Annotated in this window: 20 protein-coding genes and 1 tRNA gene; 5 read left to right on the top strand and 16 right to left on the bottom strand. The window is 70.6% G+C overall.

Translation table 11 applies throughout. The annotated features are described in order from the left end of the window. Window positions 1-4: 4 nt before the first annotated feature. Window positions 5-835, bottom strand: coding sequence for a TatD family hydrolase (locus tag CRYAR_RS04725; RefSeq protein WP_035848686.1), 831 nt, complete (start codon window positions 833-835; stop codon window positions 5-7). Continuing rightward, window positions 832-2,622 carry a methionine--tRNA ligase gene (gene metG / locus CRYAR_RS04720; protein WP_035848685.1) on the bottom strand — a complete coding sequence of 597 codons (1,791 nt, stop codon included), beginning with the start codon at window positions 2,620-2,622 and terminating at the stop codon, window positions 832-834. The genes CRYAR_RS04725 and metG overlap by 4 nt, the downstream gene beginning before the upstream one ends. 106 nt (window positions 2,623-2,728) lie before the next feature. Here metG and CRYAR_RS42680 point away from each other — a divergent pair, with 106 nt between their 5' ends. Beyond that, the gene (locus CRYAR_RS42680) at window positions 2,729-3,556 is read left to right on the top strand and encodes a hypothetical protein (RefSeq protein WP_051569745.1); all 828 of its coding nucleotides are present in this window, start codon (window positions 2,729-2,731) and stop codon (window positions 3,554-3,556) included. 8 nt (window positions 3,557-3,564) lie between these two features. On the opposite strand, the gene CRYAR_RS04710 is transcribed toward CRYAR_RS42680, so the two are convergent. The 4 genes from CRYAR_RS04710 to CRYAR_RS04695 are packed head-to-tail and all read right to left on the bottom strand — an operon-like array spanning window position 3,565 to window position 8,543. Next, complete coding sequence (locus CRYAR_RS04710; protein WP_157017359.1) at window positions 3,565-4,671, bottom strand: hypothetical protein; 1,107 nt, start codon at window positions 4,669-4,671, stop codon at window positions 3,565-3,567. Next, window positions 4,595-6,481: a glycosyltransferase family 2 protein gene (locus CRYAR_RS04705; protein ID WP_051569744.1), complete on the bottom strand. Its 1,887-nt coding sequence runs from the start codon at window positions 6,479-6,481 to the stop codon at window positions 4,595-4,597. Before CRYAR_RS04705 ends, CRYAR_RS04710 begins: the two co-directional genes overlap by 77 nt. A gap of 2 nt (window positions 6,482-6,483) precedes the next feature. After that, on the bottom strand, window positions 6,484-7,341 hold the full coding sequence (gene rsmI, locus CRYAR_RS04700) for a 16S rRNA (cytidine(1402)-2'-O)-methyltransferase (RefSeq protein WP_035848682.1): 858 nt from the start codon (window positions 7,339-7,341) through the stop codon (window positions 6,484-6,486). Between the two features lie 23 nt (window positions 7,342-7,364). After that, the gene (locus CRYAR_RS04695) at window positions 7,365-8,543 is read right to left on the bottom strand and encodes an FAD-dependent monooxygenase (RefSeq protein ID WP_245620388.1); all 1,179 of its coding nucleotides are present in this window, start codon (window positions 8,541-8,543) and stop codon (window positions 7,365-7,367) included. Window positions 8,544-8,598: 55 nt separating this feature from the next. On the opposite strand from CRYAR_RS04695, the gene CRYAR_RS04690 reads away from it, so the two are divergent. Further along, entirely contained in the window at window positions 8,599-9,066 is a 468-nt protein-coding gene (locus CRYAR_RS04690) for a MarR family winged helix-turn-helix transcriptional regulator (RefSeq protein ID WP_035848680.1), read from the top strand. Here CRYAR_RS04690 and CRYAR_RS04685 read toward each other — a convergent pair. The 6 genes from CRYAR_RS04685 to CRYAR_RS04660 are packed head-to-tail and all read right to left on the bottom strand — an operon-like array spanning window position 9,063 to window position 15,351. Continuing rightward, window positions 9,063-9,695 carry a hypothetical protein gene (locus CRYAR_RS04685; protein ID WP_051569743.1) on the bottom strand — a complete coding sequence of 211 codons (633 nt, stop codon included), beginning with the start codon at window positions 9,693-9,695 and terminating at the stop codon, window positions 9,063-9,065. The two genes, CRYAR_RS04690 and CRYAR_RS04685, sit on opposite strands and share 4 nt — an antisense overlap. 6 nt (window positions 9,696-9,701) lie before the next feature. Beyond that, window positions 9,702-10,688 carry a DUF6879 family protein gene (locus CRYAR_RS04680; RefSeq protein WP_035848679.1) on the bottom strand — a complete coding sequence of 329 codons (987 nt, stop codon included), beginning with the start codon at window positions 10,686-10,688 and terminating at the stop codon, window positions 9,702-9,704. Further along, window positions 10,685-11,608, bottom strand: a complete 924-nt coding sequence (locus CRYAR_RS04675) for an SCO2521 family protein (RefSeq protein WP_063725867.1) — start codon at window positions 11,606-11,608, stop codon at window positions 10,685-10,687. Before CRYAR_RS04675 ends, CRYAR_RS04680 begins: the two co-directional genes overlap by 4 nt. Window positions 11,609-11,643: 35 nt before the next feature. Continuing rightward, window positions 11,644-12,612, bottom strand: a complete 969-nt coding sequence (locus tag CRYAR_RS04670; RefSeq protein ID WP_035848676.1) for an SCO2522 family protein — start codon at window positions 12,610-12,612, stop codon at window positions 11,644-11,646. Then, entirely contained in the window at window positions 12,609-13,520 is a 912-nt protein-coding gene (locus tag CRYAR_RS04665; RefSeq protein ID WP_035848675.1) for an SCO2523 family variant P-loop protein, read from the bottom strand. The genes CRYAR_RS04670 and CRYAR_RS04665 overlap by 4 nt, the downstream gene beginning before the upstream one ends. 4 nt (window positions 13,521-13,524) lie before the next feature. Further along, a complete protein-coding gene (locus CRYAR_RS04660) occupies window positions 13,525-15,351 on the bottom strand; it encodes an SCO2524 family protein (protein ID WP_281174549.1) in 1,827 nt (608 codons plus the stop codon). Window positions 15,352-15,815: 464 nt separating this feature from the next. Here CRYAR_RS04660 and CRYAR_RS04655 point away from each other — a divergent pair, with 464 nt between their 5' ends. After that, a complete protein-coding gene (locus CRYAR_RS04655) occupies window positions 15,816-16,712 on the top strand; it encodes a GNAT family N-acetyltransferase (protein WP_169744993.1) in 897 nt (298 codons plus the stop codon). 9 nt (window positions 16,713-16,721) lie between these two features. On the opposite strand, the gene CRYAR_RS04650 is transcribed toward CRYAR_RS04655, so the two are convergent. Then, complete coding sequence (locus CRYAR_RS04650; protein ID WP_084700065.1) at window positions 16,722-17,162, bottom strand: MarR family winged helix-turn-helix transcriptional regulator; 441 nt, start codon at window positions 17,160-17,162, stop codon at window positions 16,722-16,724. A gap of 41 nt (window positions 17,163-17,203) precedes the next feature. Here CRYAR_RS04650 and CRYAR_RS04645 point away from each other — a divergent pair, with 41 nt between their 5' ends. Further along, on the top strand, window positions 17,204-18,565 hold the full coding sequence (locus CRYAR_RS04645; protein ID WP_035848670.1) for a nucleotide disphospho-sugar-binding domain-containing protein: 1,362 nt from the start codon (window positions 17,204-17,206) through the stop codon (window positions 18,563-18,565). Further along, the gene (locus CRYAR_RS04640) at window positions 18,558-19,046 is read left to right on the top strand and encodes a methyltransferase family protein (protein ID WP_035848669.1); all 489 of its coding nucleotides are present in this window, start codon (window positions 18,558-18,560) and stop codon (window positions 19,044-19,046) included. The genes CRYAR_RS04645 and CRYAR_RS04640 overlap by 8 nt, the downstream gene beginning before the upstream one ends. Before the next feature lie 151 nt (window positions 19,047-19,197). On the opposite strand, the gene CRYAR_RS04635 is transcribed toward CRYAR_RS04640, so the two are convergent. From CRYAR_RS04635 to CRYAR_RS04625, 3 genes are all read right to left on the bottom strand, one after another. Next, a tRNA-Ala gene (locus CRYAR_RS04635) sits at window positions 19,198-19,274 on the bottom strand. Window positions 19,275-19,414: 140 nt separating this feature from the next. After that, entirely contained in the window at window positions 19,415-20,389 is a 975-nt protein-coding gene (locus CRYAR_RS04630; RefSeq protein WP_035848667.1) for a hypothetical protein, read from the bottom strand. Window positions 20,390-20,704: 315 nt separating this feature from the next. Continuing rightward, window positions 20,705-21,343 carry a GNAT family N-acetyltransferase gene (locus CRYAR_RS04625; RefSeq protein ID WP_035848666.1) on the bottom strand — a complete coding sequence of 213 codons (639 nt, stop codon included), beginning with the start codon at window positions 21,341-21,343 and terminating at the stop codon, window positions 20,705-20,707. Window positions 21,344-21,393: the final 50 nt, after the last annotated feature.

The following is a 21,393-nucleotide window of genomic DNA, read 5'->3' as shown; positions in this document are numbered from 1 at the left end:
GACATCAGGCCGCGGGGCCGAAGATCCGTTCTCCGGTGGACCAGATGGCGGCGGCGAGCTCGTCCACGTCCTCGCCGCGTACCTCGGCGAGCGCGCGCACGATCAGCGGGATCAGGTACGGCGCGTTGGGCCGCCCCCGGTACGGCATCGGCGTCAGGAACGGCCCGTCGGTCTCCACCAGCAGCAGGTCCTTCGGCGCCACCGCGGCGGCGTCACGCAGACTCTGCGCGTTCTTGAACGTGATGTTGCCCGCGAAGCTCATCACGTAGCCGGCGTCCGCGCACCGCCGCGCCATCTCGGCGTCCCCCGAGTAGCAGTGGAACACCACCCGCGACGGCGCGCCCTCGGACTCCAGCACCCGGAAGACGTCGGCGTGGGCGTCCCGGTCGTGGATCACCAGCGCCTTGTCGTGCTGCTTGGCCAGCTGGATGTGCGCCCGGAACGACTTCTCCTGTGCCGCGACGCCCTCCGGGCCGGTGCGGTAGTAGTCCAGACCGGTCTCCCCGATGCCGCGCACCTCGGGCCGGGCCGCCAGCGCGGCGATCTCGTCGAGCGCGGCGTCGAGGCTCGCGGCCCCCACCGGGGCGGGCGCGTCGTTCGGGTGCAGCGCCACGGTGGCCGCCACCGACGGATGCGCGGCGGCCAGGTCGGCCGCCCACACCGACGACGGCACGTCGCACCCCACCTGCACGACCCGGGTGACACCCACCGCCGCGGCCCGTTCCAGGGCCGCGGCGGGGTCACCTCCCTGGATGTCCAGGTGGGTGTGGCTGTCCAGCACGGGCACGCCGAGGGGCGCCGGAGACGGCGGAGCTTCCCCGGAGCGAGGACTCACTCGCCCCCCAGCCGCGCCAGTTCGTCGTCCACGATCGACTCGTCGAGCTTCTTGAACACCGGCTTCGGCGGGGCCAGCGGCCGCCCGACCTCGATCGGCCGCGACGCCCACCGCGCCGCCGCCGCCGCGTAGTCGCCCTGGATGACGGGGTAGTCCGGCCCGCCGTCCTCGGACACCTCGCGGATCTCCGGCGAACCCGACCACACGCCGCTCTCCCCGAGCAGCTCGTGCACCTTCTGCGCCGAGTGCGGCAGGAACGGCGTCAGCAGGGCCTTGCAGTCGTCGACGACCTGCAGCGCGGTGTGCAGCACCGTGTCCCGGCGCTCGTGCGTCGAGGGGTCCTTCAGCGACCACGGTGCCTGATCGGACAGATACTTGTTCGCCTCGCCGACGACACGCATCGCCTCGCCGATCGCCGCCTTGAACCGCGACCGCTCGAGCAGCGCCCCGACCGACGCGAACGCCGCTTTCGACGTGTCGAGCAGGGCCGCGTCGGCCTCGGTGAGCGTGCCGGGCGTCGGCACCGCACCGACGTTCTTGGCCGCCAGTGAGATCGACCGGTTGACCAGGTTGCCCCAGCCCGCGACCAGCTCGTCGTTGTTGCGCCGCCGGAACTCCGTCCAGGTGAAGTCGGTGTCCTGGTTCTCCGGGCCGGCGGCCGCGATGAAGTACCGCAGCGAATCGGCGTCGTAGCGGGACAGGAAGTCGTTCACGTAGATCACGACCCGGCGCGACGACGAGAACTTCTTGCCCTCCATCGTGAGGAACTCGCTGGAGACGACCTCGGTCGGCAGCTCCAACGTGCCGTACTCCCCCGGCGATCCGCCGCGCGCGCCGAGCCCGTTGTAACCGAGCAGCTCGGCCGGCCAGATCTGCGAGTGGAAGGTGATGTTGTCTTTGCCCATGAAGTAGAACGAGGACGCCTCGGGGTTGCACCACCAGGACTTCCACGCGTCGGGCTCGCCCGATCGGCGGGCCCACTCGACCGACGCCGACAGGTACCCGATGACCGCGTCGAACCAGACGTAGAGCCGCTTGTTGGGGTTGTCTTCCCAGCCGGGAAGCGGCACCGGGACGCCCCAGTCGATGTCGCGGGTCATCGCCCGCGGCTTGAGATCGTCCAGCAGGTTCAGTGAGAACTTGAGGACGTTCGGCCGCCAGTCGGTACGCGTCTGCAGCCAGGACCCGAGCGCCTCGGCCAGCGCAGGCAGGTCGAGGAAGAAGTGCTCGGTCTCGACGAACTGCGGCGTCTCGCCGTTGATCTTCGACCGCGGGTCGATCAGGTCGGTCGGGTCGAGCTGGTTGCCGCAGTTGTCGCACTGGTCGCCGCGCGCGCTCGGGTACCCGCAGATCGGACAGGTGCCCTCGATGAACCGGTCGGGCAGCGTGCGCCCGGTCGACGGGCTGATCGCCCCCTTCGTGGTCTTCTCGATCATGTACCCGTTGCGGTGCAGGGTCTTGAACAGCTCCTGCGCCACCGCGTAGTGGTTGCGCGTGGTCGTACGCGTGAAGAGGTCGTAGCTCAGACCCAGGCCTTGCAGGTCGTCGACGATCACCCGGTTGTAGCGGTCGGCGAGCTGGCGGGCGGTGACGCCCTCCTGCTCGGCCTGCACCAGGATCGGCGTCCCGTGCTCGTCGGTGCCCGAGACCATCAGGACCTTGTTGCCCGCCATGCGCTGGTACCGGCTGAAGACGTCGGACGGGACGCCGAATCCGGAGACGTGGCCGATGTGCCGCGGGCCATTGGCGTAGGGCCACGCGACCGCAGTGAGGATGTGACGGGTCATGCTCTAAGCCTAGGGCGTCGGTAGGACGGCTTTTCCCCCGCCGCACGCCACGCCGAAAACGGTCACTATCCGGCATTACCGGTGGTTGCCGGGTTCCAATTGCTCCGTGGGTATCAGCAACGAGGCGCTGTCGACCGAGGTGCCGACACTCGCCACGCCACCGGCCGAGCCGGTTCTGTTCGACTGGGACGGTCCGGCCCCGGCCGCGCCCGTCGACCAGGAGGAGTTCCCGGCCGACGTCGAACCGGACGCACCGCACGAAATGGAAGGTGCGGTGCCGCTGCCGCTCGACCTGCCGGAGGAGCCGCCGGGACCGCCCCCGGGCTCGGACCGCTTCGTCGACGAAGGCCTGGCGCTGGTGCTGCGCAACCGCCTCCACACCGAACGTCCCGGCGCACCGGCCGCCCGCCGGGTCGCGGCCCATCAGGTGGCGCTTCCCGAACCGGCTCCGCGGACCGGCCCGGCCCTGCCGCTGCGGCCGCCCGGCGCCGGGCTCGCGGCGGCGCTGGCGCTCGGGCTGGTGGCCGCGTTCTTCGGCTGGGTCAGCGCGGCGCCGTTCTGGCTCGCGCAGGGCGTCGGCAGTACGGAGAAGGTCACCGTCGTGCGGTGCGACGACCGCTGCGAAGGCCTCGTCGGCGCCCGGACCGTCCGGCTCGTCGACGTCGACCGGTCCGACCGGAAGCCGGGAACGACGGTCGAGGCGCGGATGCTCGACGGCGACGACGTCGCGTACGCGAGCCCGGTGGCCGGCCTGCACCTGCGGTGGATGCTCGGGTTCGTCCTCGTCGTGGCGTGCGGCGCCGGGGTCGGCGCGGCGACCGGCGTGCCGCGCCTGCGCCGCGAGGGGACGCAGCGGGTCGCGACGCTCTGGGCGCTCTCGCTCGGCGGCCCCGCCCTCCTCGCGCTGATCCCCGTCGTCGCCGCGCTGTTCTGAACCGGCGGTCACCACCAGGGCAGGCGCACCGGTGGCGACCACCAGGCGAGCGTGATCTGCAGGATCGCGGCGGCCACCAGAAGAACGGCCACGACCCGGTTCTCCGGACGGCGAACCGTGATCACGGCGGTGTAGGCCAGCAGCACGTACGCCAGCCCCGGCGAGTACCCGACGCCGAGCCAGGCCGCGAACAGCAGCGCGATCACCGGCGCCAGACAGGCCACCAGCGACGTGGGCCGCCGCCACGCCGCGAGCCCGGCGCCGAGCACGTAGAGCGGGGCGTGGCCGACCGCGGTCAGCACGGTGCGCGCGGCGGCGTCGAAGCCTTCGAGCACACCACCGCGGAACGTGAACGCCACCGTCGGAAGCATCCCGGTGAACCGCCACTGCACGAACAGCCACGCCACGGTCACGAACCCGATCGGGAACAGCACCACGGCGAGCGTCGCGGTCGCCGACCCCCGCTCGGACCGGTACCGGGCCCCGGCGATCGACGGTGCGACCACCGCCAGCGCCAGCGCGAACACCAGCGCGACCGAGTCGAAGCCCGCGGCCAGCGCGACCGAGAGCCCGGCCACGAACCCGCCCTCGGTGTCCTTGTCGATGACGAACCGGGTGAACCCGTCGATCGCCAGCGCGAACAGCGCGGTGATCGCGATCGACGGCAGCGCCTCGGACGCGAGGTAGGCCGCGACCGGGGCCGCGACGAGCGACGCCAGCAGCGCGACCGCGACGACGAGCGGCACCCGACGCAGCACCAGCCGCTCCGCGAGCACGTGCAGCAGCACCCCCGCGAACAGCGCCGCCACGGCGCTGAGCGCGAGTTCGCCGCCGGGCAGCACGCCGGCCAGGAACGTCGGGACCGGCGGATAGGCGTGTTCCAGCCCGCCGAGCGCGGCGCCGCCGTCGACGACCGCGTCGGCCCGCCGCTCCAGGCGCGTGTGGACCCCGCTCCGGTACCCGTAGGTGTCCGCCCAGGTGGCGAGCAGGAACAGCGGGGCGGCGAAGCTGAGCCGCAGCAGCCAGCGGGCCGCCGGGTCAGCCGGCCACCGGTTGCTTCTCCAGCCCGGTGACGCCGGCGCCCGCACCTCCGGGAGCGACAGTGCTGAGGCCATGGAGCGTCTTCTCCCAGTAGTGGGGCTTGGTGATCAGCTGCCAGACGGCCTTGTACGAGGCGATCGAGTGGAGCAGCCAGTAGACGGGGTTGACGAGCGCCCAGAGCACCAGCGCGTAGCGGCCACGCTTGAACGCGCCCATCATCGACACGTAGATCATCAGCCCGTTGCCGAGCAGCAGGTTGACCAGGCTGATCCAGAGAACCCAGCCGGGGAACAGGCCGGCGAGCGTGGTCGGGCTCAGGACCATCGAGGCCAGGAACAGCAGGTAGAGCGGCGGCGTGGCGAGGAAGGTCGCCGGCGTCCCGCCGATCAACAGCAGGAACGCGCTCACCTGACGCAGGCCGGCGTGGCGCACGAGCGCCCGCGGGCGTCGCGCGTGGACGAGCAGCGTCTGCAGGTACCCCTTGATCCAGCGGGAACGCTGCCGGATCCAGTTGCCCTCGGCCCGGTTGGCCTCCTCGTACGTCGTGCTGTTGACGACGCCGACGGTCTTGCCGAGCGCGGCGGCGCGGATCCCCAGGTCGGCGTCCTCGGTCACGTTGAACGGGTCCCAGCCGCCGAGCTCGCGCAGCGCGTCGACCCGGAAGTGGTTCGACGTTCCCCCGAGCGGGATCGGCAGCCGGAGGCGTTCCAGGCCGGGGAGCATGTAGTCGAACCAGAACGAGTACTCGAGGGTGAACATCCTGGTCAGCCAGTTCTCCTCGGCGTTCCAGTAATTCAGGGCGGCCTGCACGCACACCAGGTCGTCGCCGCCGCGCCGGAACGCGATGAGCGCCTTCTTGAGCTGGTCGGGGTCGGGTCGGTCCTCGGCGTCGTAGATCACCAGGAAGTCGCCGCGGGCGAGGTAGAGGCCGACGTTGCAGGCCTTGGGCTTGGTCTTCGGGAGGTCGTCGGGCACGACGACGAAGGTGAACGTGGCCGGCGGATCGGCCGCGCGGGCCGCTTCGATCGTCTCGGTGTCGTCGGCTTCGAGGAGCAGCAGTACCTCGAGGCGCTCCTTGGGCCAGTCCAGGTCCCCGAGGTTCGCCAGCAGGTCCTTGACGACGTTGGCTTCGCGATACACCGGCACGAGCACCGTGTACATCGGGAGGTTCTCGTCGGAGAGCGCCCGGACGTCGTCGTCGGAGACGGTCTCGAAGCGTTCGTGGCGCGCGCCGACCATGCAGACGGCGAACTTGAACGCGACGCCGGCCAGCAGCGCGAGGGACAGGCCGGCCATCAGCGCCGCCACGGTCGCCGTGGGCGCGGCGACGGCGGCCCCGGCGATCAGGGCGAGCAACGCGCCTCCGAGCACCTTCTGACTGGGGAACAGCACCGTGCGCGCGGACTGGGCGGCGTCACGGCGCCAGAGCCCGAGCGACGCCTGGTCGGCGATGATCTCCTCGTAGCCCCGGTGCAGGCCCTGGATCAGGTCCCCCTCGGTAGTGACGCCGAGGTGGACCGGCTCGCCGAGCGCCTTCTCGATGCGGCTCTTGATCGCCGGCGTCGGCCGCTCGACGGTGGCGACGACCGGCGCCCCGTCGGGGCCGCGGCGGGTGGGGATCCAGCCCTCCTCGGCGAGGGCCTCCGGCGTGACGCGGCCGAGCAGCGTCGGATCGAGGGAGCTGCCGGCCACGTCGACGAAGGGCGCGTCCCAGCGGTCGGCCAGCAGGCGGTAGAGAACCTGGCGCCGCACCAGCCCGGTGGCGACCAGGATCGCGCCCAGCCGGGAGCCGGTACGGCGCTGGGTGGTCAGCGCCCAGTCGAGCTGCTCAGGAGTGAGATGGCCGGCACCGACGAGCAGTTCCCCTATCGGCGTTTCCTGCACATTTAGTGCATATCACGCTTCGACGCTTGAACGGCGTCGTAAACGACGCTGCGTGAGATCCCGACCGCGTGGGCGACCGCGCGCATCGCCTCTTTGCGCGGCACCCCACCCGCCTCGGCGAGCGCGACCCGCCGTGCCAGCTCGGCGGCGTCCGGTGCGTCGTCGGCACTCGGCGGCGGCGCTCCCCCGACGACCACCGTGATCTCGCCCAGCAGCCCGCCCTCGGCCCACTCCGCCAGCGAGCCCAGCGTCCCGCGGCGGACCTCCTCGTGCGTCTTCGTCAGCTCCCGGCACACCGCGGCCGGACGGTCGGCGCCGAACGCGGCCGCCGCGTCCTGGAGCGACTTGCCGATCCGCCGCGGCGACTCGAAGAACACGAGCGTGCGCGGCTCGCTCGCCAGCGCCGCGTAGGTGCTCCTCCGCTTCCCCGGCTCCCGCGGCGGGAAGCCCTCGAAGCAGAACCGGGCGCTCGGCAGCCCGGACAGCGCGAGCGCGGTCGTGACCGCCGACGGCCCCGGCAGCACGCTCACCGGAACGTCGGCGGCGATGGCCGCGACGACCAGGCGGTAGCCCGGGTCCGAGACGGAGGGCATCCCACCGTCGGTGACCAGCAGGACGGTGGCCCCGCCGACGGCCCGGTCCCGGAGGCCGTCGGTGTGGCGCTCCTCGGTCACGTCGTCGTAGCGGACGATCTGGCCCACCGGCTCCACGCCGAGGTCGGCGGCGAGCCGCCGCGCCCGGCGGGTGTCCTCGGCCGCGATCACGTCAGCGGTGGCCAACGCGTCACGCAGCCGGTCGGTGGCGTCCCCGACGTTGCCGAGCGGTACCCCGGCCAGGATCACCCTTCCCTGACTACTCACCGGGCCAGTATCCCGGGCACCGCTCACGCCGCCGAGACGGGCACGTCCCAGTCGATGTGGTACCGGTGCATCCACTCGGTCTTCATCATCCGTGACGCCATCGGCAGGAACAGCGGCATCATCGCGTCACGCACGACCCGCCCGACCGGCCCGGCCACCTTCATCGAGCTCGACCGCGCACCGGCTTTCACGACCCGCTCCACCCGCGGCCGCCGGATCCCCACGTATGTGGCGAGCGCCTCCGCCCGGTCCGGCACGTCACGCAGGGACTTGGCCAGCACGACCGCGTCCTCGATCGCCATCGACGCCCCCTGGCCCGACGAGGGTGAGGTCGCGTGCGCCGCGTCCCCGACCAGCACCATCCGGTCGCGGTACCAGTTCGGCACCGCGGGCAGGTCGTAGGTGGCCCACCCGGTCATCGGGTTCGTGCTCGCTTCGATCAACGCCACGGCCGGCGTCGCGTCGTCGGCGTAGAGCTCGAGCAGACGTCGACGCCATGCGCCACCGGCGTTCATCCCGGCGAGCTCCGCCGCCGACGGCGCGGTCGGGTACGGCGGGTTCGCGAACCACCACACCTCCCCGTTCGGCGCCGGGACGTAGCCGAAGAACGCGCGCTTGCCGAAGACCATCGTGAACGTTCCCGGTTCCGCGTCGACGGCCACGCCGCGCGCGTACCCGCCGGTGTTCAGCACCGGGACGTACCGCGGCGCCGGAGCGTCGGGGTCGATCAGGTTCCGGGTCGGCGAGTGCAGGCCGTCGGCGCCGACGAGCAGGTCGCCGCTCGCGTCGGTGCCGTCGCCGAACCGCGCCCGCACGCCGGTCGCGCTCGGCTCGACGTCGGCCAGGGCCTTTCCGTAGTGGATGGGGATGCCGCGGCGCACCACCTCGTCACGCAGCACCCGGTACAGGTCCGCGCGGCGGATCGTGCGGCTGGCGTCGCCGTTGGACATCGAGCCGAGCACCCGGCCGGTGCCGCTGCGCATCACCATCCGGGGCGTCGGGAACGCCGTCTTCTCGACCGGTTCCGCGGCACCGAGCACCTGCAGCGCGTCGATGCCGTTCCCGGCGAACGTGAGGAAGAGCCCCACGTCGTCGGCGACGCCCGGATGCCGCTCGTAGATCTCCGCGTCGATGCCCGCCCGATGCAGCGCGATCGCGGTCGCGCTCCCGGCCACGCCCCCACCGATGACCAACACACGCATGACTGCCTCCATTTATTTCGTTCGGCCGAACTAAGTAAAGGTTAGAATGACAGCCATGTCAACGGAGCGTGAGGCTCTCGTACGGGAGCTCGACAACGGCGGACGGGCGCTGGCCACCGCCGCCGTGCTCTTCCACGCGGCCGTGGCGGCGCTCTCCGGGCTGACCGCCTCCGACCAGCGCGCGCTCGACCTGATCGAACGCTTCGGCCCGCTCACCGCCGGCGAGCTGGCCGAACGGTCGGGGCTGGCGCCGGCGTCGGTGACCGGCCTGCTGGCGAGGCTCGAGCGCAGAGGGCTGGCCCGGCGGGTGCCCAACCCGAACGACCGGCGCAGCGTGCTGGTGGAGCTGGTGTACGAGGGAATGACGGTGATGGGGCCGCACTTCCTGGAGCTGGGGCGGCAGCTGCACCAGCTCTACGAGTCGTTCGACGACGCCGAGCTCGCCTCGATCGCGCGGTTCCTCCGCGAGGCCGCACGCATCCAGCAGGACGCCGCAGCCCGCGTCCCGAGCCCCGACAACTAGCGCAGCTCGCTCACCCGGCGGGTGGCCCGGCGCACGACGATCCGCTCGTCGGCGCGAGCCCGCCGTCCCCGCAGCCCGATGGTGGCCGCCAACCCGGCGCCCAGCAGCGCCAGGTACGCCGCCCACCCGTACGCGGCGAACGTCCACACCTGCAGCGACGCCAGCGTGATCACGCTGCTCGTGGTGAGGCACGCGTACTGGACCCAGTTCTCGCTCTCCGGGTTCGTGAACGACTTCCGGAACGTCGGGATGGCCGCCAACGCATCGGCCACGATCGCGAAGACCAGCGCGTAGCGGGCATCGGCGAAGACCGCCCAGCAGACGACGCCGAGCACGGCACAGAGGCCGCACCCGATGTCGAAGCGGGAGGTCTTCCAGTGCGCGGTCCGGCTGCGCACCGAGACCAGCAGCGTCAGCGTCGGGCTGACCCCGGCCACGAGCGTCACGAACGCCGGGAGGCGCACACCCTCGCTCAGTTGCGCGAGGAACGCGACGTACGGCACCACCGCCCACAGCGACCAGGTGACGAGGTGCGGCCGGACCCGACCGAGCAGCGCTTTACGCACATAGATGCCGGCACCGAGGAAATTGAACAGCAGCGCCAGGAACACGAAGTGCGGATCAATCATCGGCCCTCACCCGGATATCGGCTCTCCGAGCGACCAGAGGTACTCGAAATCCGCCACTCGCTTGCGGATCTGTCCGATGTCCAGGACCAGTTTGGTGTTGAGGATGGACGGCGAGGCGAACGCCCGCTGACTCGCCGACACCACCGTCTCGTAGCTGACGCCACCATCGAAGAGAATGAAGTCGCGCAGGTCCATGAGCGACTGATTGATCCGGTTGTGCTCGAGCACCCGCACATCGACACCGGCCGCGACCTGCATCGCGCAGATATCGCGGAAGTCGGAGTCCGCGTCGAAATCAGGTTTGTCGAAAATGAAGATCCGGCGCACGGTGACGCCGCGATCGTGCACGGCGTCGCTCTGCGCCTTGAGATATCGGCGGCCGAGCGGCGTGTGCCAGAAGCCGTCGCTGAAGCTCTCCCCACCCGCGTCGACGGTGGCGAAGCTGGTGGCGTCGATGTGCGAACGGGTGCAATCGGTCAGCCCGATCAGCCAGTCGCGGTCCTCGCCCTCGTAGGTGGCCTCACCCGCGGCCAACGCCTTGAGGAACGACGACGTCCGGCCGATCTCGCTCTGCGCGAAGTCGTAGACGACGCCGGGCTGGCTCGGCTTGATCAGGATCGCGTGCCGGACCATCTGGGTGACCGCGTCGGAGCGCGCCGCCGTCTCCTCCAGCAGGCCGAATAACCGGGCCGCCTCGTTGATCTGCGCGAACGCGCCTTGCACGACGCCCTCGACCCGGCTCTCGTGGGCGGCCTGCCGAACCTCGAGCCCGCGGAGCCGGCCGTCGATCTCCATCAGGAACTGCACGACGAGCACCGCACCACCCAGGAAGACCGACAGCGTCAACGCGGTCAACGCGGCGTCGTTGCTCGACGTGGCGTCGGCCAGCGAGGTCAGCCCGTAGGTGGTGGCTCCGATCGCGAGCGAGACGAGGATTCGGCGGGCGATCCGGACGTGGGAGGCACCTGAGCTCCCGACGATGTCGCGGCTCATGCGTTCTCCGGCAGCGCGACCGAGCCGAGCAGGCCGATCGTAGACAGTGCCAGCTGGTCGCGGACGCGAGCGACCAGGCTCTCCCACTGCCGGCTCAGACCCGCGGCCGCGTCGAGCCCCCGCCAGAGCTCGGTGCCTTCGACGTCGAGCCGCGCGGCCGGCATCCAGTGGTGCAGCAGGTGGACGATCACCGGCCGGAGCCTCTGCACGGTGGCGGGCCCTCCCCCGGCCTCCAGCCCACTGCGGTCGATCGCCTCCACCAGCGCGGTGAGCAGCCAGTCGTGCAACGCGAGATCGGCCGCGAAGTCGGCGACGGCACGGGGCCGCAGGTCACCACCGGTCAACCGGAGCACCCGCAGGTCCTCCGACTCCAGCGAGTAGGTCAGCCGGACCGGCTCCGACGAGCGCGCGTAGCTCCACCGCAGCCGGGCGCGCCCGGTGCGACGGACCGCCGCGGTACCGGACAGCTGTGGAGACATCTGCACGGTGTCGAGCAACCGGTCACTGATCGCCCCGAGATTCGGGCCGGCTTTGTCAGCGCTCACCCATCCCCCGGCCAGGTTCTCCCAGTCCGGTTCGCTTCCGATCGTTTCGACCTGCCCCGGCCGCGACAGGTAATACGACCACGGCATCCGCCGATTGTTCTCGCCGTGCACGATCGACGTCATCGTTACGGCTTGAGCGATTTGACCACCGGTGATCGAAGCGAACGAAGCGGCGGTGCCCACGGCCCGATGACGTGCGCCACCCCCGATTCGGCAATCCAAGCCGTCATAAAGGTCCGGCGAGATCGCGAACGACGTCGGTCTGGTCGAGCTGCGGATGTCGTCTCCGAGGCGGAACGACAGAATTCTCTTGGCCGACGCGTTCGACACCGATGCCGAATGCCACAGGAGTTCTGTGTGTACCTCGCCGAACATCAACACGTCCGCCCCCGGTCCGAGATCAGGCCGGCTCACGGATCACCGGCGATACTCCCATCCAGAAAGTAGTTGATACGCCGCACGATTTCGGCCGGAAGGACGAATCCCTCACCCTCACTACGCTCTGCTATCTGCGTCAGCACCGCATCGTCCACACTCACCTGCTCAAGAATCACGCGCACCGCGTGTTCGACCGAGAGGAAGCGTCCGGACAGCACGGAGAAGGTCTGGTACGCGCTGAAAGCCTGCGCTTTCTGGTTCAGTTGAATGACTGCGGGGAGTTCGTCCCAATCGCGGACGGAGTTCAAATCCACCGATCGCGGTTGCGCCACAGGAGAGCCGTGGAACCGCAGCATTCCCAATCGCATCAACTGCCAGACCGCCGCGAGAAAGGGGCACGACCACGTACGGTCGCCGTCCTTTTCGCTCCACAGTTCGACGTCGACAAAAATCGAATGCCGACGAGCTGAGTTCTCCTCCGGCGGCCCCCACCGCGGCACCCGGCCCATGGCCTCGCCGCCGACCGGCGAACGTCGGCCGTTGCTCAACCAGCCGGTCTGCGTCACCGGCGGCCGGGATCCGTCGGTGTCGGCCGACGGCTCGGGAACCAGCCGCCGCTCCACCAGCGAGGCCAGGTCGACGCCGTCGGCGGACGCGCACCCGGCCTCCCGGGCGAGGTAGTCGATCCGGAGACCGGCCGAGGCCGCCGCCTGTTGCAGCGCGGGAATGACGACGGTCGGTGACTCGAACTCGGTGAAGTAGTCGTCGACGAGATAGCACGTGCTCATCCGCAGCCGGCTGCCGTTCGGCGGCGCGTAGAGCAGCTTCGCGGCCTCCAGCTGCGGCGCGACCCGCGCGAAGTGCCGGGCCAGCGCGGGGCCCTCCGGGTCGAAGTCCTCGTGGTAGAGATGCCCCAGCTCGACGGACAGGTGTGCCAGCGGCACCGACTTCACTTTCCGTCGTGCGGTCGCCTCCCCGTACGAGGCCTCGACCGTGCTCACAGGCCCTCCCAGCTCTCCTTGTCGGTCAACCGGTCGGCGAGCTCCTCGAACGCGTCGATCGTCGCTCGGTTCGCGACCTGCCTCGCGAACACGTCGTCGTCGAGGATCAGCTGTTCACGCCACTGGAGGACGGGGTCGAGCGGGATGCTGCCGAGCGTGTTCGTCCGGCCCAGCTTGTGCCGGCCGGCCAGCTCCTGGAGCTCCCGGTTGCAGTTGCGCAGCCAGGCGACCTGCTCCGGACGCAGGCCCGCCAGCTGCGGGGAGTCCGGGTCGACGACCGCCGTACGGACGAAGCGCACGGCGGCGCCGAGCCGGCCCTCGGCGTCGCCCGCGCCGTTGGCCAGCAGACCGTGTTCACCGAACACCAGACCGGAGGCCGCGATGATGTGCTGCCTCGTCCAGCGGTGGAAGACCAGCCAGCGGCTCTCGGCCGTGGCCAGCTCGGGCGTGCCGACGGCCCGCAGGACCAGCTCGGTGGCGTACGACCGGCCGGCACTCAGGTCGACCAGGCAGAAGTCGAACTGCTCGTTCAGCTTGCGCAGGAGCCGCGCGCAGCGCTCGACGTCGTTCTGGCGGCGCGAGAACTCGCCGCCCCCGCTGTCACCCGGCAGCAGGACGAGCCGGCCGGAGCCCCGCGGCCGCTCACGCAGTTCGTCACGGTCGGTCGTCGTCCACACGTCTCGACGCGTGGGGTCGGTGATCGACCCGTCCAGGTAGGAGTGCGTGCCGCCGTCGGTCGTGCCCCGTGCGACCTCGTTGATCGTGAACATCGCGCCCGCGGTCGGCGAGCCGAAGTCGAAGTCCAGATAGCAGACGTCCGCGCCCCGCAGCGCCTGCCGGTAGGCGAGGTTGCTCAGCGTCACGGAGCGACCCGTGCCGCCTTTGTCGGACGTCGCGAAGACGATCACGGCATCACTCCATCGCGCTCTGTTGGGCGGCGGCCAGCTGGTCCAGACGCCGCAGCACCTCCGAGGCCAGCGCGTCCGCGGTGCCGGGCTTCTCGGTCAGCACCCGCTGCGCTCGCCGCAGGTGGGCGCGGAGCTCCTGCATGCTCCCGCGGATCGACGGCCCCGCTTCCAGCGAGCCGGCGAAGATCTCCCGGTCGAACAGCTGCTCGGCCTCGGCGATCCGGTCCCGGGCGATGTCGTACAGCCGTTGGCTGCGTGCGGGCGGCGCGAGCACCAGGTCGGCGAGCATCACGAGACATTCCATGACGCGTTCGGTGTGGTACCAGGACGGCAGGTCGAACTCGCGCCCGACCTGGAAGATCGCCGCCGGCTGGTCCCAGAGGGCGCCGGCGCCGCCGTCGTCCATGCGGCGGCTGTTCAGGTGATCCCACACCTGGTCGGCGAGGGTGGTGAGCTGGCTGCGCAGCTCCGGGCTGCGCGCGCGCAGGGCCAGCGTCACGACCCGTTTGAGGAGCATCACCGAGAAGTCGGACACGACCCAGGTCAGACGCGGATTCACCTCGCCCTCGCTGCCGCCGAGCCGCAGCGGGACGCCGGGCGTGTGCAGCTGCAGCGCGACGTCGTTCGTGAGGGCTCGCCGGGTCACCCGGCCCCGGCTGCTCAGCTCCTCGAGCACCGAGAGGACCCGGCGGAGGTCGCTGTCGGGCGCGTTCCGCTTCGAGAGGTCGTGGGTGACCAGGGACGTCACCAGGAGACTGAAGTAGTCGGACTCCTCGCCGTCACTGGTGCGCCAGGGCAGTTCCTCCAGTGGCCAGCGGTCGCCGCCGTCGGAACTGGCCTCCGAACTGGCGACCGTGGCCCAGTACGAACGGGTCAGGTCGTAGCGGAGCTGGAGGGCCGCGGCGAGGCGCTGCTGCTCCTCGTTGAGCAGGCGCAGGACGCGGGTGCGTTCCTTCGTCAGGTCGACGATGCCGGCGAGCGCGATCGTCGTGAAGTAGAGCAGCGGCCGGCGCTCGGCCAGGCCGCTGCCCTGGACGCCGACCGGTTCGGTGGTCTCGATCGTGGGAGCGCCGCGCAGCGTTCCCCAGGTCCAGCCGCACTCGAACAGGAGGTTGGAGTTCTCCAGCTCGACTTGGCCGGACCCGATGGACAGGTCGCGCAGCCCCGCGCGCACTTCCTGCAGGCGCTCCTGCAGGTCGGAGACGACGCGGTCGTCGGACTGCCCGCGCCGTCGCACCGTGTTGATGAGCGTGCGCCAGGGCAACGTTCCCTCGCCGAACGCGTTGACCGTGAAGCTCCTGAGCAGGCCGACCATCGCCGCGCTCAGCCGGATGCTCGCCAGCTTCTCCAGTTCGTCGACCTGCGACCGCAGGTCGGTGCGGGTGACCCGGCTACGGAAGACCCGGGCGAACCCGAGCGTGGCGAGCGTGAGCGTGATCGACATCGAGTACGAGTCGACGACGTGCATTTTGCTCTGCTCGTCGGTGACTTTGTCATCCGGATCCTCGGTGCGGAAATACGACCCACCGGAGAAATCGGGCGCACCGTTCTCGTCGGTGTAGGTGCGCATGTAATCGATCAGGACACGAATGAGCTTGCGTGGGATCTCGATGCTGTCGCCCATATCGCGGAGCGCCGCGAGTGCGTCCGGATGGGTGTCGTCTGGGCGATCCAGTTGGAAGCCGTCGACCAGAGAGGCCGGATGCATGAGACAGAGCAACTGTTCCGCATCGGAAATCGAATTGCGTCCGTCCCGGCCGCCCCATTCCCAATCAGCACCCAACCGGGCAACCGCCCGCCAGATGTCCAGCATTTGCTGCCTGGGCTGCATTCTCACTGGAGCATCGCCGCCCTTTCCGTCATCAGCCGACCGTCCGAACGCGATGGTTTCACGCTACTACAAAGAGGTCGGGGCGCGGACCGACAAGCGATTACGTCAACTCGGACACTGGTGACTTTCGTGGAAACACATCACTCTGGGGCGAACAAAAATCACGCGTACGTGCGGTGATCAGGCACCGGCGTGAGCAGGTTTGAGGGCGGCAAATGATGGATATGTCGCCTATAGACAGCAGTGACTCGAACGGCGCTTGGGTCCCGGCGCCGCCCGCGGTCGGGCGGCACGGGCTGCCGGTACACGTCGACGGCCCCACGGACACCAAGTTGCCAGGTTGTTTCCGTGCAGAGGTCCACTGATTCCATTCATCCACAGCACCGTTCGACCGGTTACATACGCGTCTTCGGGGTGGTGGTAACGTCGTGCGCCTCTATCGAGATCGAGAAGGAAACCTCGACGTGATCGCGTCTACGCAGGCGAAGCAAGCGACAAATAGCGCTGCAACTGACGAGTATTCGGTCTCACCGTACTCGTCCACCGACCTCGACGCGGTACACGCTCTCGCTACGGCGGTCACTGGTTCGGAGTCTTATCCGAAGTTCCTCATCGCGCAGCTGGCGGACATTCTGGGTCCGGGCTTCCTCGTCGCCCGCGATGCCGACGCCAGGGTCGTCGGGTACACGGTGGCGACCCCGCACGCCCAGATCGAGGCGCGCGGGGTGGTGCTCGCGCTCGTGGTCGACAAGAACCACGCCCGTGTCGAGCGCGAGCTGGTGGGCGTCGCCACCACCTACCTGCGTGGCCACGGCTGCGAGGAGATCGTGTTCGCGGCCACCACGGCTCCCGAGGCGTCGGACGACCGGGACGACACCCCCGCTCCGGCCGGCGCGTACCGGGTCCGCCAGTTCACCCCGGCCGACCTCGACGACGTCCACCGGGTCGAGCTTTCGGCGTTCGGCAGCGATCCCTACCCGCGCCTGTTCTTCCTCCAGCTGGCCGAGGTGCTCGGCACCGGTTTCCTGGTCGCCGAACGCGGTACGGGCAGCGAGCGCCGGGTGGTGGGCTATCTGCTCGGCGTTCTCGACATGGTCGCTCCTGGCCGCGGCTGGGTGATGTCGGTGGCGGTCCACGCCCTCCACCGCGGCCGCCACGTCGGCTGGCAGCTGATGGAAGAAGCGGAGCGCTACTTCCGCGAGGTCGGCCGCAAAGAAGTGCAGCTCACGGTGGACCCCGACAACGAGGTCGCGGTCGAGCTGTACCAGCACCGCTATTACGAGACGGTTTATTGCCACGACGACCTGCACGGAATGAAATTGTCGCGGCTGGTCATGCGGCTCCGGCTGCCCGTGCGCTGAAAACGGCGTTTACTGCTGCGTCTCCAGGCCTCGGGCCAGCCGGGACGTCAGCCCGGCAAGCGTTTTGACCTCCTCGTCGGTCAGCATCGAGAACCATTCCGTCACCGCCGCGTGATCGTCGGGATCCCGGCCCGCCCAGTACGCGGCGTTCTTCTCCGTCGTGGTCAACCGGCGACGACGCTTGTCGGCCGGGTCCGGTTCGCTGACCAGCCAGCCTTTGCGCTCGAGCGACGCGACCAGCTGCGCCGTGTTCTGGTGCGTGGTGGCGAGCGCCGCCGACGCCTCGCCCAGCGTCGGGTTGCCCAGCGCGGTCACCACGGTCAGCAGCGCGGCTTGCTGCGTGGTCACGCCGTCCGGCCGTAGGCGGGCGTCCATCAGGTAGCGCAGACGCTGGGCGGCCAGCAGCACCATCCGGAAAGCCTGCACTGAGGGCTGTTGCTCGTCGGTCATAGGCAATATATTACCTAACTCTGACCGAGAGGAGCGGGCCGATGATCTGCCTGCTGCCGCACTGCGGCTACCTGTCCGAGACCTCACGCATGCTCGAGCTACGACGGGCCTTGCGGGCCCGCGGCGCGGACGTGCGGGTCGCCACCCACGGCGGTACGTACGAGCACCTGCTCGATCCGGGCTACGACCTGATCGGCCCGCCGATGAGCGCGGAGCGAGCGGCCGCGTTCGTCCGCGACGGTGTCGGCCTCGGCTCCCCCGACCAGAGCATGTACTCCGACGACGAACTCCGCGCGTACGTACGGGCCGAAGTGGACTACTTCCGCCGGCACGACGTGACGACCGTCGTCACCGGTTTCACCCTGACCACTCTGCTGTCCAGCCGGGTGGCCGGTGTCCGGCTGGTCACCGAGCACGCGGGCAGTTTCGTCCCGCCACTGTTCGAACACGGCCTGGTGCCGCCGCCCGCCGAACGACTCGCCCGGTGGCAGCGCGCGATGCCCGGTTCCGTGGTGCGGCGGCGGTACGGCCGGACCGTGCCGGGGCTGCCGTTCTACTGCGCCGGGTTCAACCGGGTCGCCGCCGAACTGGGTGTGCCCGGCGTCCCCGGGCTGGCCGCGTTGTTGCTCGGTGATCTGACGCTCGTCCCGGAGATACCCGAGGTGCTCGGGCTACCGGCGGCGGCCGTCGACGGCTGGGTTCCGGGGCCGATGTACCGGCCGGAAACGCGCCTGCGGTGCACCGGTCCGCTGTTCGCCCGGCTCGAGCAGCCGGTGCCGGACGAGGTGCAGCGGTTCCTCGACGCGCCCGGGCCGCTGGTGTACGTCGCGATCACGTCCAGCGGGGTGGGGTTGGTGCGCAGCGTGCTGGAGGCGCTCGCTCCGCTCGCGGTGAAGGTGCTCGTCGCGGCGACGGTGCACGATCGAACCGCGCTCGCCGACGTCACGGGCACCGCGAAGTTCCTGGTGGCCGGGGTGCTGCCGAGCCACCGGATCATGCCGCGGGCCGATCTGGCCGTCACCGCAGGCGGACAGGGCAGTGTGCAGACCGCGATGGCGAGCGGAACGCCGCTGCTGGGCATTCCGTTGCAGCCGGAGCAGTTGCTGAACGTGGCGCTGGTCGAACGGCTGGGGGCGGCGCGGAGCGTGCCGAGCGGGCAGGCGACGGTGTCGCGGTTGCGTAGGGTCGCGCGGAGGATGCTCGGCGATCCGTCGTACCGCCGAGCCGCCGAACGAATCCACGACCGCTACGCCGACGTCGACGGCGCAGCCCTGGCGGCGGAAGCAATCCTCGACGGCGAGGCGATCGTTCCGAGGGCGGGAGCCTCCGGGGCGGGAGCCTCCGGGGCGGGAGCCTCGCGGGCGGGCGGTCGGGAGTCGGAGAAGTGGGGTGGGGATGCGTAGTCGGGTGGCGGCGGTGGGGAGCGGGGTGTTCTTCGCGATCGCGCCCGGGACCGTCGCCGGGGTGGTGCCGTGGTCGCTGACCGGCTGGCGGACCGGCGCCGCCCCGCTGCCGCTTCGTGTGGCCGGCGCCGTCCTGGTCATCGCCGGCGCCGCGGTGCTGCTGCACGCGTTCGCGCGGTTCGTCCACGAGGGACTCGGCACCCCCGCGCCGGTCGCGCCCACCGCTCATCTGGTCGTCGGCGGCCTGTACCGCTACGTGCGCAACCCGATGTACCTCGCGGTCGTGACGACGATCCTCGGCCAGGCCCTGCTCCTCGGCCGCCCGGTCCTGCTCGCCTATGCCGGCTTGATAGCGGCGACCACCGCGACGTTCGTCCACCTCTACGAGGAACCGACCCTGCGCGCCCAGTTCGGCACCGAATACGACGCCTACCGCGAGGCCGTACCCGGCTGGTGGCCCCGCCGAGTCCGAGACCACTGATCAGGTGAGAGGCGACCGCCCGGGGTAGACCTGCGCCCGGGCCGTCGCTCACCGACCGAACCCCGCCGTCAGGGCACGTGCGCCGGCCTCGCAGGAATCACGAAGGCCGGCTCCCTCCGAGGAGGAAACCGGCCTCTGACCTGCTACAGCTTGGTGGAGATGAGGGGATTCGAACCCCTGACCCCCTCGATGCGAACGAGGTGCGCTACCGGGCTGCGCTACATCCCCAAGCCGGTGTCTACCTTACCAGGATGCGCGGCCCGCTTTCACATCCGCCCCGGCCGGATGCCCCGGCCGGATGCCCCGGACGAATGCCCCGGGCGGATGCACCGCGCCCCGGGCGACGCGACGCGACCCCGAGCCGGGCCTCAGCCGTTGACGACCTTCGGCAGCGCCGCACCTGCGGCCCGTGCCTGCCGACGAGCCGCCGGCGTCGCTCCGGCCGCGTCGCGGGTGCGGGCAGCCGGCCGCGAAACCGGCCGCACCGCCCACGAGCCGTCCGCCGCCAGGTACACCTCACGCCCGGCCGCCGCCAGCACCCGCACGACGTCACGGGCCGGGCGCTCCCGCTCGGCCCGGGAGAGCGACAGCCAGCCCGCGGCCTGGTGGACCGCCTCCGGGCCGAGCCACGCCTCCCGCTCGGCGCCGGCCGGCACCTGACGCAGCGCGCGCCGGACGAACGCCTCGGCGCGGTGCTGGCGGGCCCGGGCGATGAGCACCTGGGCCTGCCGCTCCTTCGCCTCACGCTGCTGACGCTGCGCGGCGACCGCACGCAGGCGGCCCAGCAACCCGACCGCGACGACGGCCGACACGACCGCCCCGATCCAGAACGACGCACCGAAGAACAGCCCGGCCACGGCCTGGCCGGCGACCAGCAGCGCGAGCACCAGCACGAGCCGACGCCGACGGGCCCGCTGGAGCTCCGCGGCCCGCCGCACGGCCGCAGCCGACACGACGGCGGGAGCGGTGCGCGGAGCCGGAACGACGCTCACCGGGCTCGCGGCCGGCGCGGAGACCGGAACCGCGCTGACCGGAACCGCGCTCGTCGGGCGGTCGACGTTCGCCGGGCGGCGAACCCGCACCCGGCCCCGGGAGGTTCCGCTCTCCTGGAGAGCCTCACGCACCAGCGAAGCCCGCACCGCGGTCAGATCACGACCGTCGGCCGAGACCCCCTGAGCGGTCTTCACGGCGGCGGGCACCACGAGCGACGTCGGCGGGCGCACCGGCCCACCGGAGGGCACGGTGCGGCGCCGGCGTTCCCGGGGAAGCACACGCATCGACGAAGCACGGAGCTCCGCCTGACCCCGCAGGGCGGTGTCGTAGCGGTGGGCCAGGGCCGGCATCAGAATCAAAACCCCAGCGGCAACGACCAACGCAAGCAGGACAGACGACGGCATAGACCCTCCCTCCCCCGGTTCCGGGTGAATTACACGTTCGTAGTTCGAGGCTACGAGGGGTAGTCCAGGACATTGCGGAACTCAATGGGCGTGTCTGCTTCCTGACCTCAGGAAGATCACGCTCACGCCCTCAACCGAACCGCTTAAAAGAGGAGGTCACCATCGAGAATTCAGCTCGCCGGCCGGGACATTTGTCCCTCCCGCCCGGGCAATCAGGGCAGCCCCAGCTGCCCCACCGCAACTCAGCGCCCAACCGCCGGCTCAGCGCGCGGCCGGGTCCGACGACGAACCGGTCCGCGCCGTACGCCACCGCGCCAGCAACCCGGCCGGGGCCACGTCCTCGACGGTCAACGCGTACCCGACGTGGTCGCGCCAGCCGCCGTCGATGTGCAGATAGCGTGGGTGGAAGCCTTCCTGACGGAAGCCCAGTTTCTCGACGACACGCCGGCTCGACGTGTTCTCCGGCCGGATGTTGACCTCGATGCGGTGCAGGGCGGCGTGCGCGAACGAGAAGTCGACCGCCATCGCCAGAGCGGTCGGGATGACACCGCGCCCCGCGACCCGGTTGTCGACCCAGTAACCGGCGTACGCCGAACAGAACGCACCCCGCACGATGTTCCCGAGCGTCAGCTGTCCGACGAACTGATCCTCGTACGTGACGACGAACGGCATGATCTGCCCCAGCCGCACCCCGCGTCGCAGCGAGCGGTACAGCTCGTAGTAGTCGCTCGTGCGGTGCCGGTCGGCCCACGGACGCATCGAGGTGGGCTCCCAGCGCGCCAGCCACTCCTCGTTCGCCAATCTGACCTCGGACCAGGCGCGGGCATCACGAATCCGGTGGGGGCGGAGGCCGACCGGGCCCTCCGCCAGGGTGGCCGGCCAGCCGGGCAGTGCGGTCATCGGCGTCCTCGCGGCGGTAACTGGTGCCGGAAGCTTAGACACCTCCGGCG

The sequence above is a fragment of the Cryptosporangium arvum DSM 44712 genome, assembly GCF_000585375.1.
Classification (GTDB): Bacteria; Actinomycetota; Actinomycetes; order Mycobacteriales; family Cryptosporangiaceae; genus Cryptosporangium; species Cryptosporangium arvum.
The sequence above is the reverse complement of the archived record's forward strand: the minus strand, read 5'-3'. Positions and strand labels throughout refer to the sequence as shown.

Coding starts and splice junctions, on each gene's coding strand:
- metG (WP_035848685.1), bottom strand. CDS start 2,622: ATGACCCGTCACATCCTCACTGCGGTCGCGTGGCCCTACGCCAATGGC.
- CRYAR_RS04710 (WP_157017359.1), bottom strand. CDS start 4,671: ATGGCCTCAGCACTGTCGCTCCCGGAGGTGCGGGCGCCGGCGTCACCG.
- CRYAR_RS04695 (WP_245620388.1), bottom strand. CDS start 8,543: ATGCGTGTGTTGGTCATCGGTGGGGGCGTGGCCGGGAGCGCGACCGCG.
- CRYAR_RS04690 (WP_035848680.1), top strand. CDS start 8,599: ATGTCAACGGAGCGTGAGGCTCTCGTACGGGAGCTCGACAACGGCGGA.
- CRYAR_RS04685 (WP_051569743.1), bottom strand. CDS start 9,695: ATGATTGATCCGCACTTCGTGTTCCTGGCGCTGCTGTTCAATTTCCTC.
- CRYAR_RS04680 (WP_035848679.1), bottom strand. CDS start 10,688: ATGAGCCGCGACATCGTCGGGAGCTCAGGTGCCTCCCACGTCCGGATC.
- CRYAR_RS04675 (WP_063725867.1), bottom strand. CDS start 11,608: ATGTTCGGCGAGGTACACACAGAACTCCTGTGGCATTCGGCATCGGTG.
- CRYAR_RS04660 (WP_281174549.1), bottom strand. CDS start 15,351: ATGCAGCCCAGGCAGCAAATGCTGGACATCTGGCGGGCGGTTGCCCGG.
- CRYAR_RS04650 (WP_084700065.1), bottom strand. CDS start 17,162: ATGACCGACGAGCAACAGCCCTCAGTGCAGGCTTTCCGGATGGTGCTG.
- CRYAR_RS04645 (WP_035848670.1), top strand. CDS start 17,204: ATGATCTGCCTGCTGCCGCACTGCGGCTACCTGTCCGAGACCTCACGC.
- CRYAR_RS04640 (WP_035848669.1), top strand. CDS start 18,558: ATGCGTAGTCGGGTGGCGGCGGTGGGGAGCGGGGTGTTCTTCGCGATC.
- CRYAR_RS04630 (WP_035848667.1), bottom strand. CDS start 20,389: ATGCCGGCCCTGGCCCACCGCTACGACACCGCCCTGCGGGGTCAGGCG.
- CRYAR_RS04625 (WP_035848666.1), bottom strand. CDS start 21,343: ATGACCGCACTGCCCGGCTGGCCGGCCACCCTGGCGGAGGGCCCGGTC.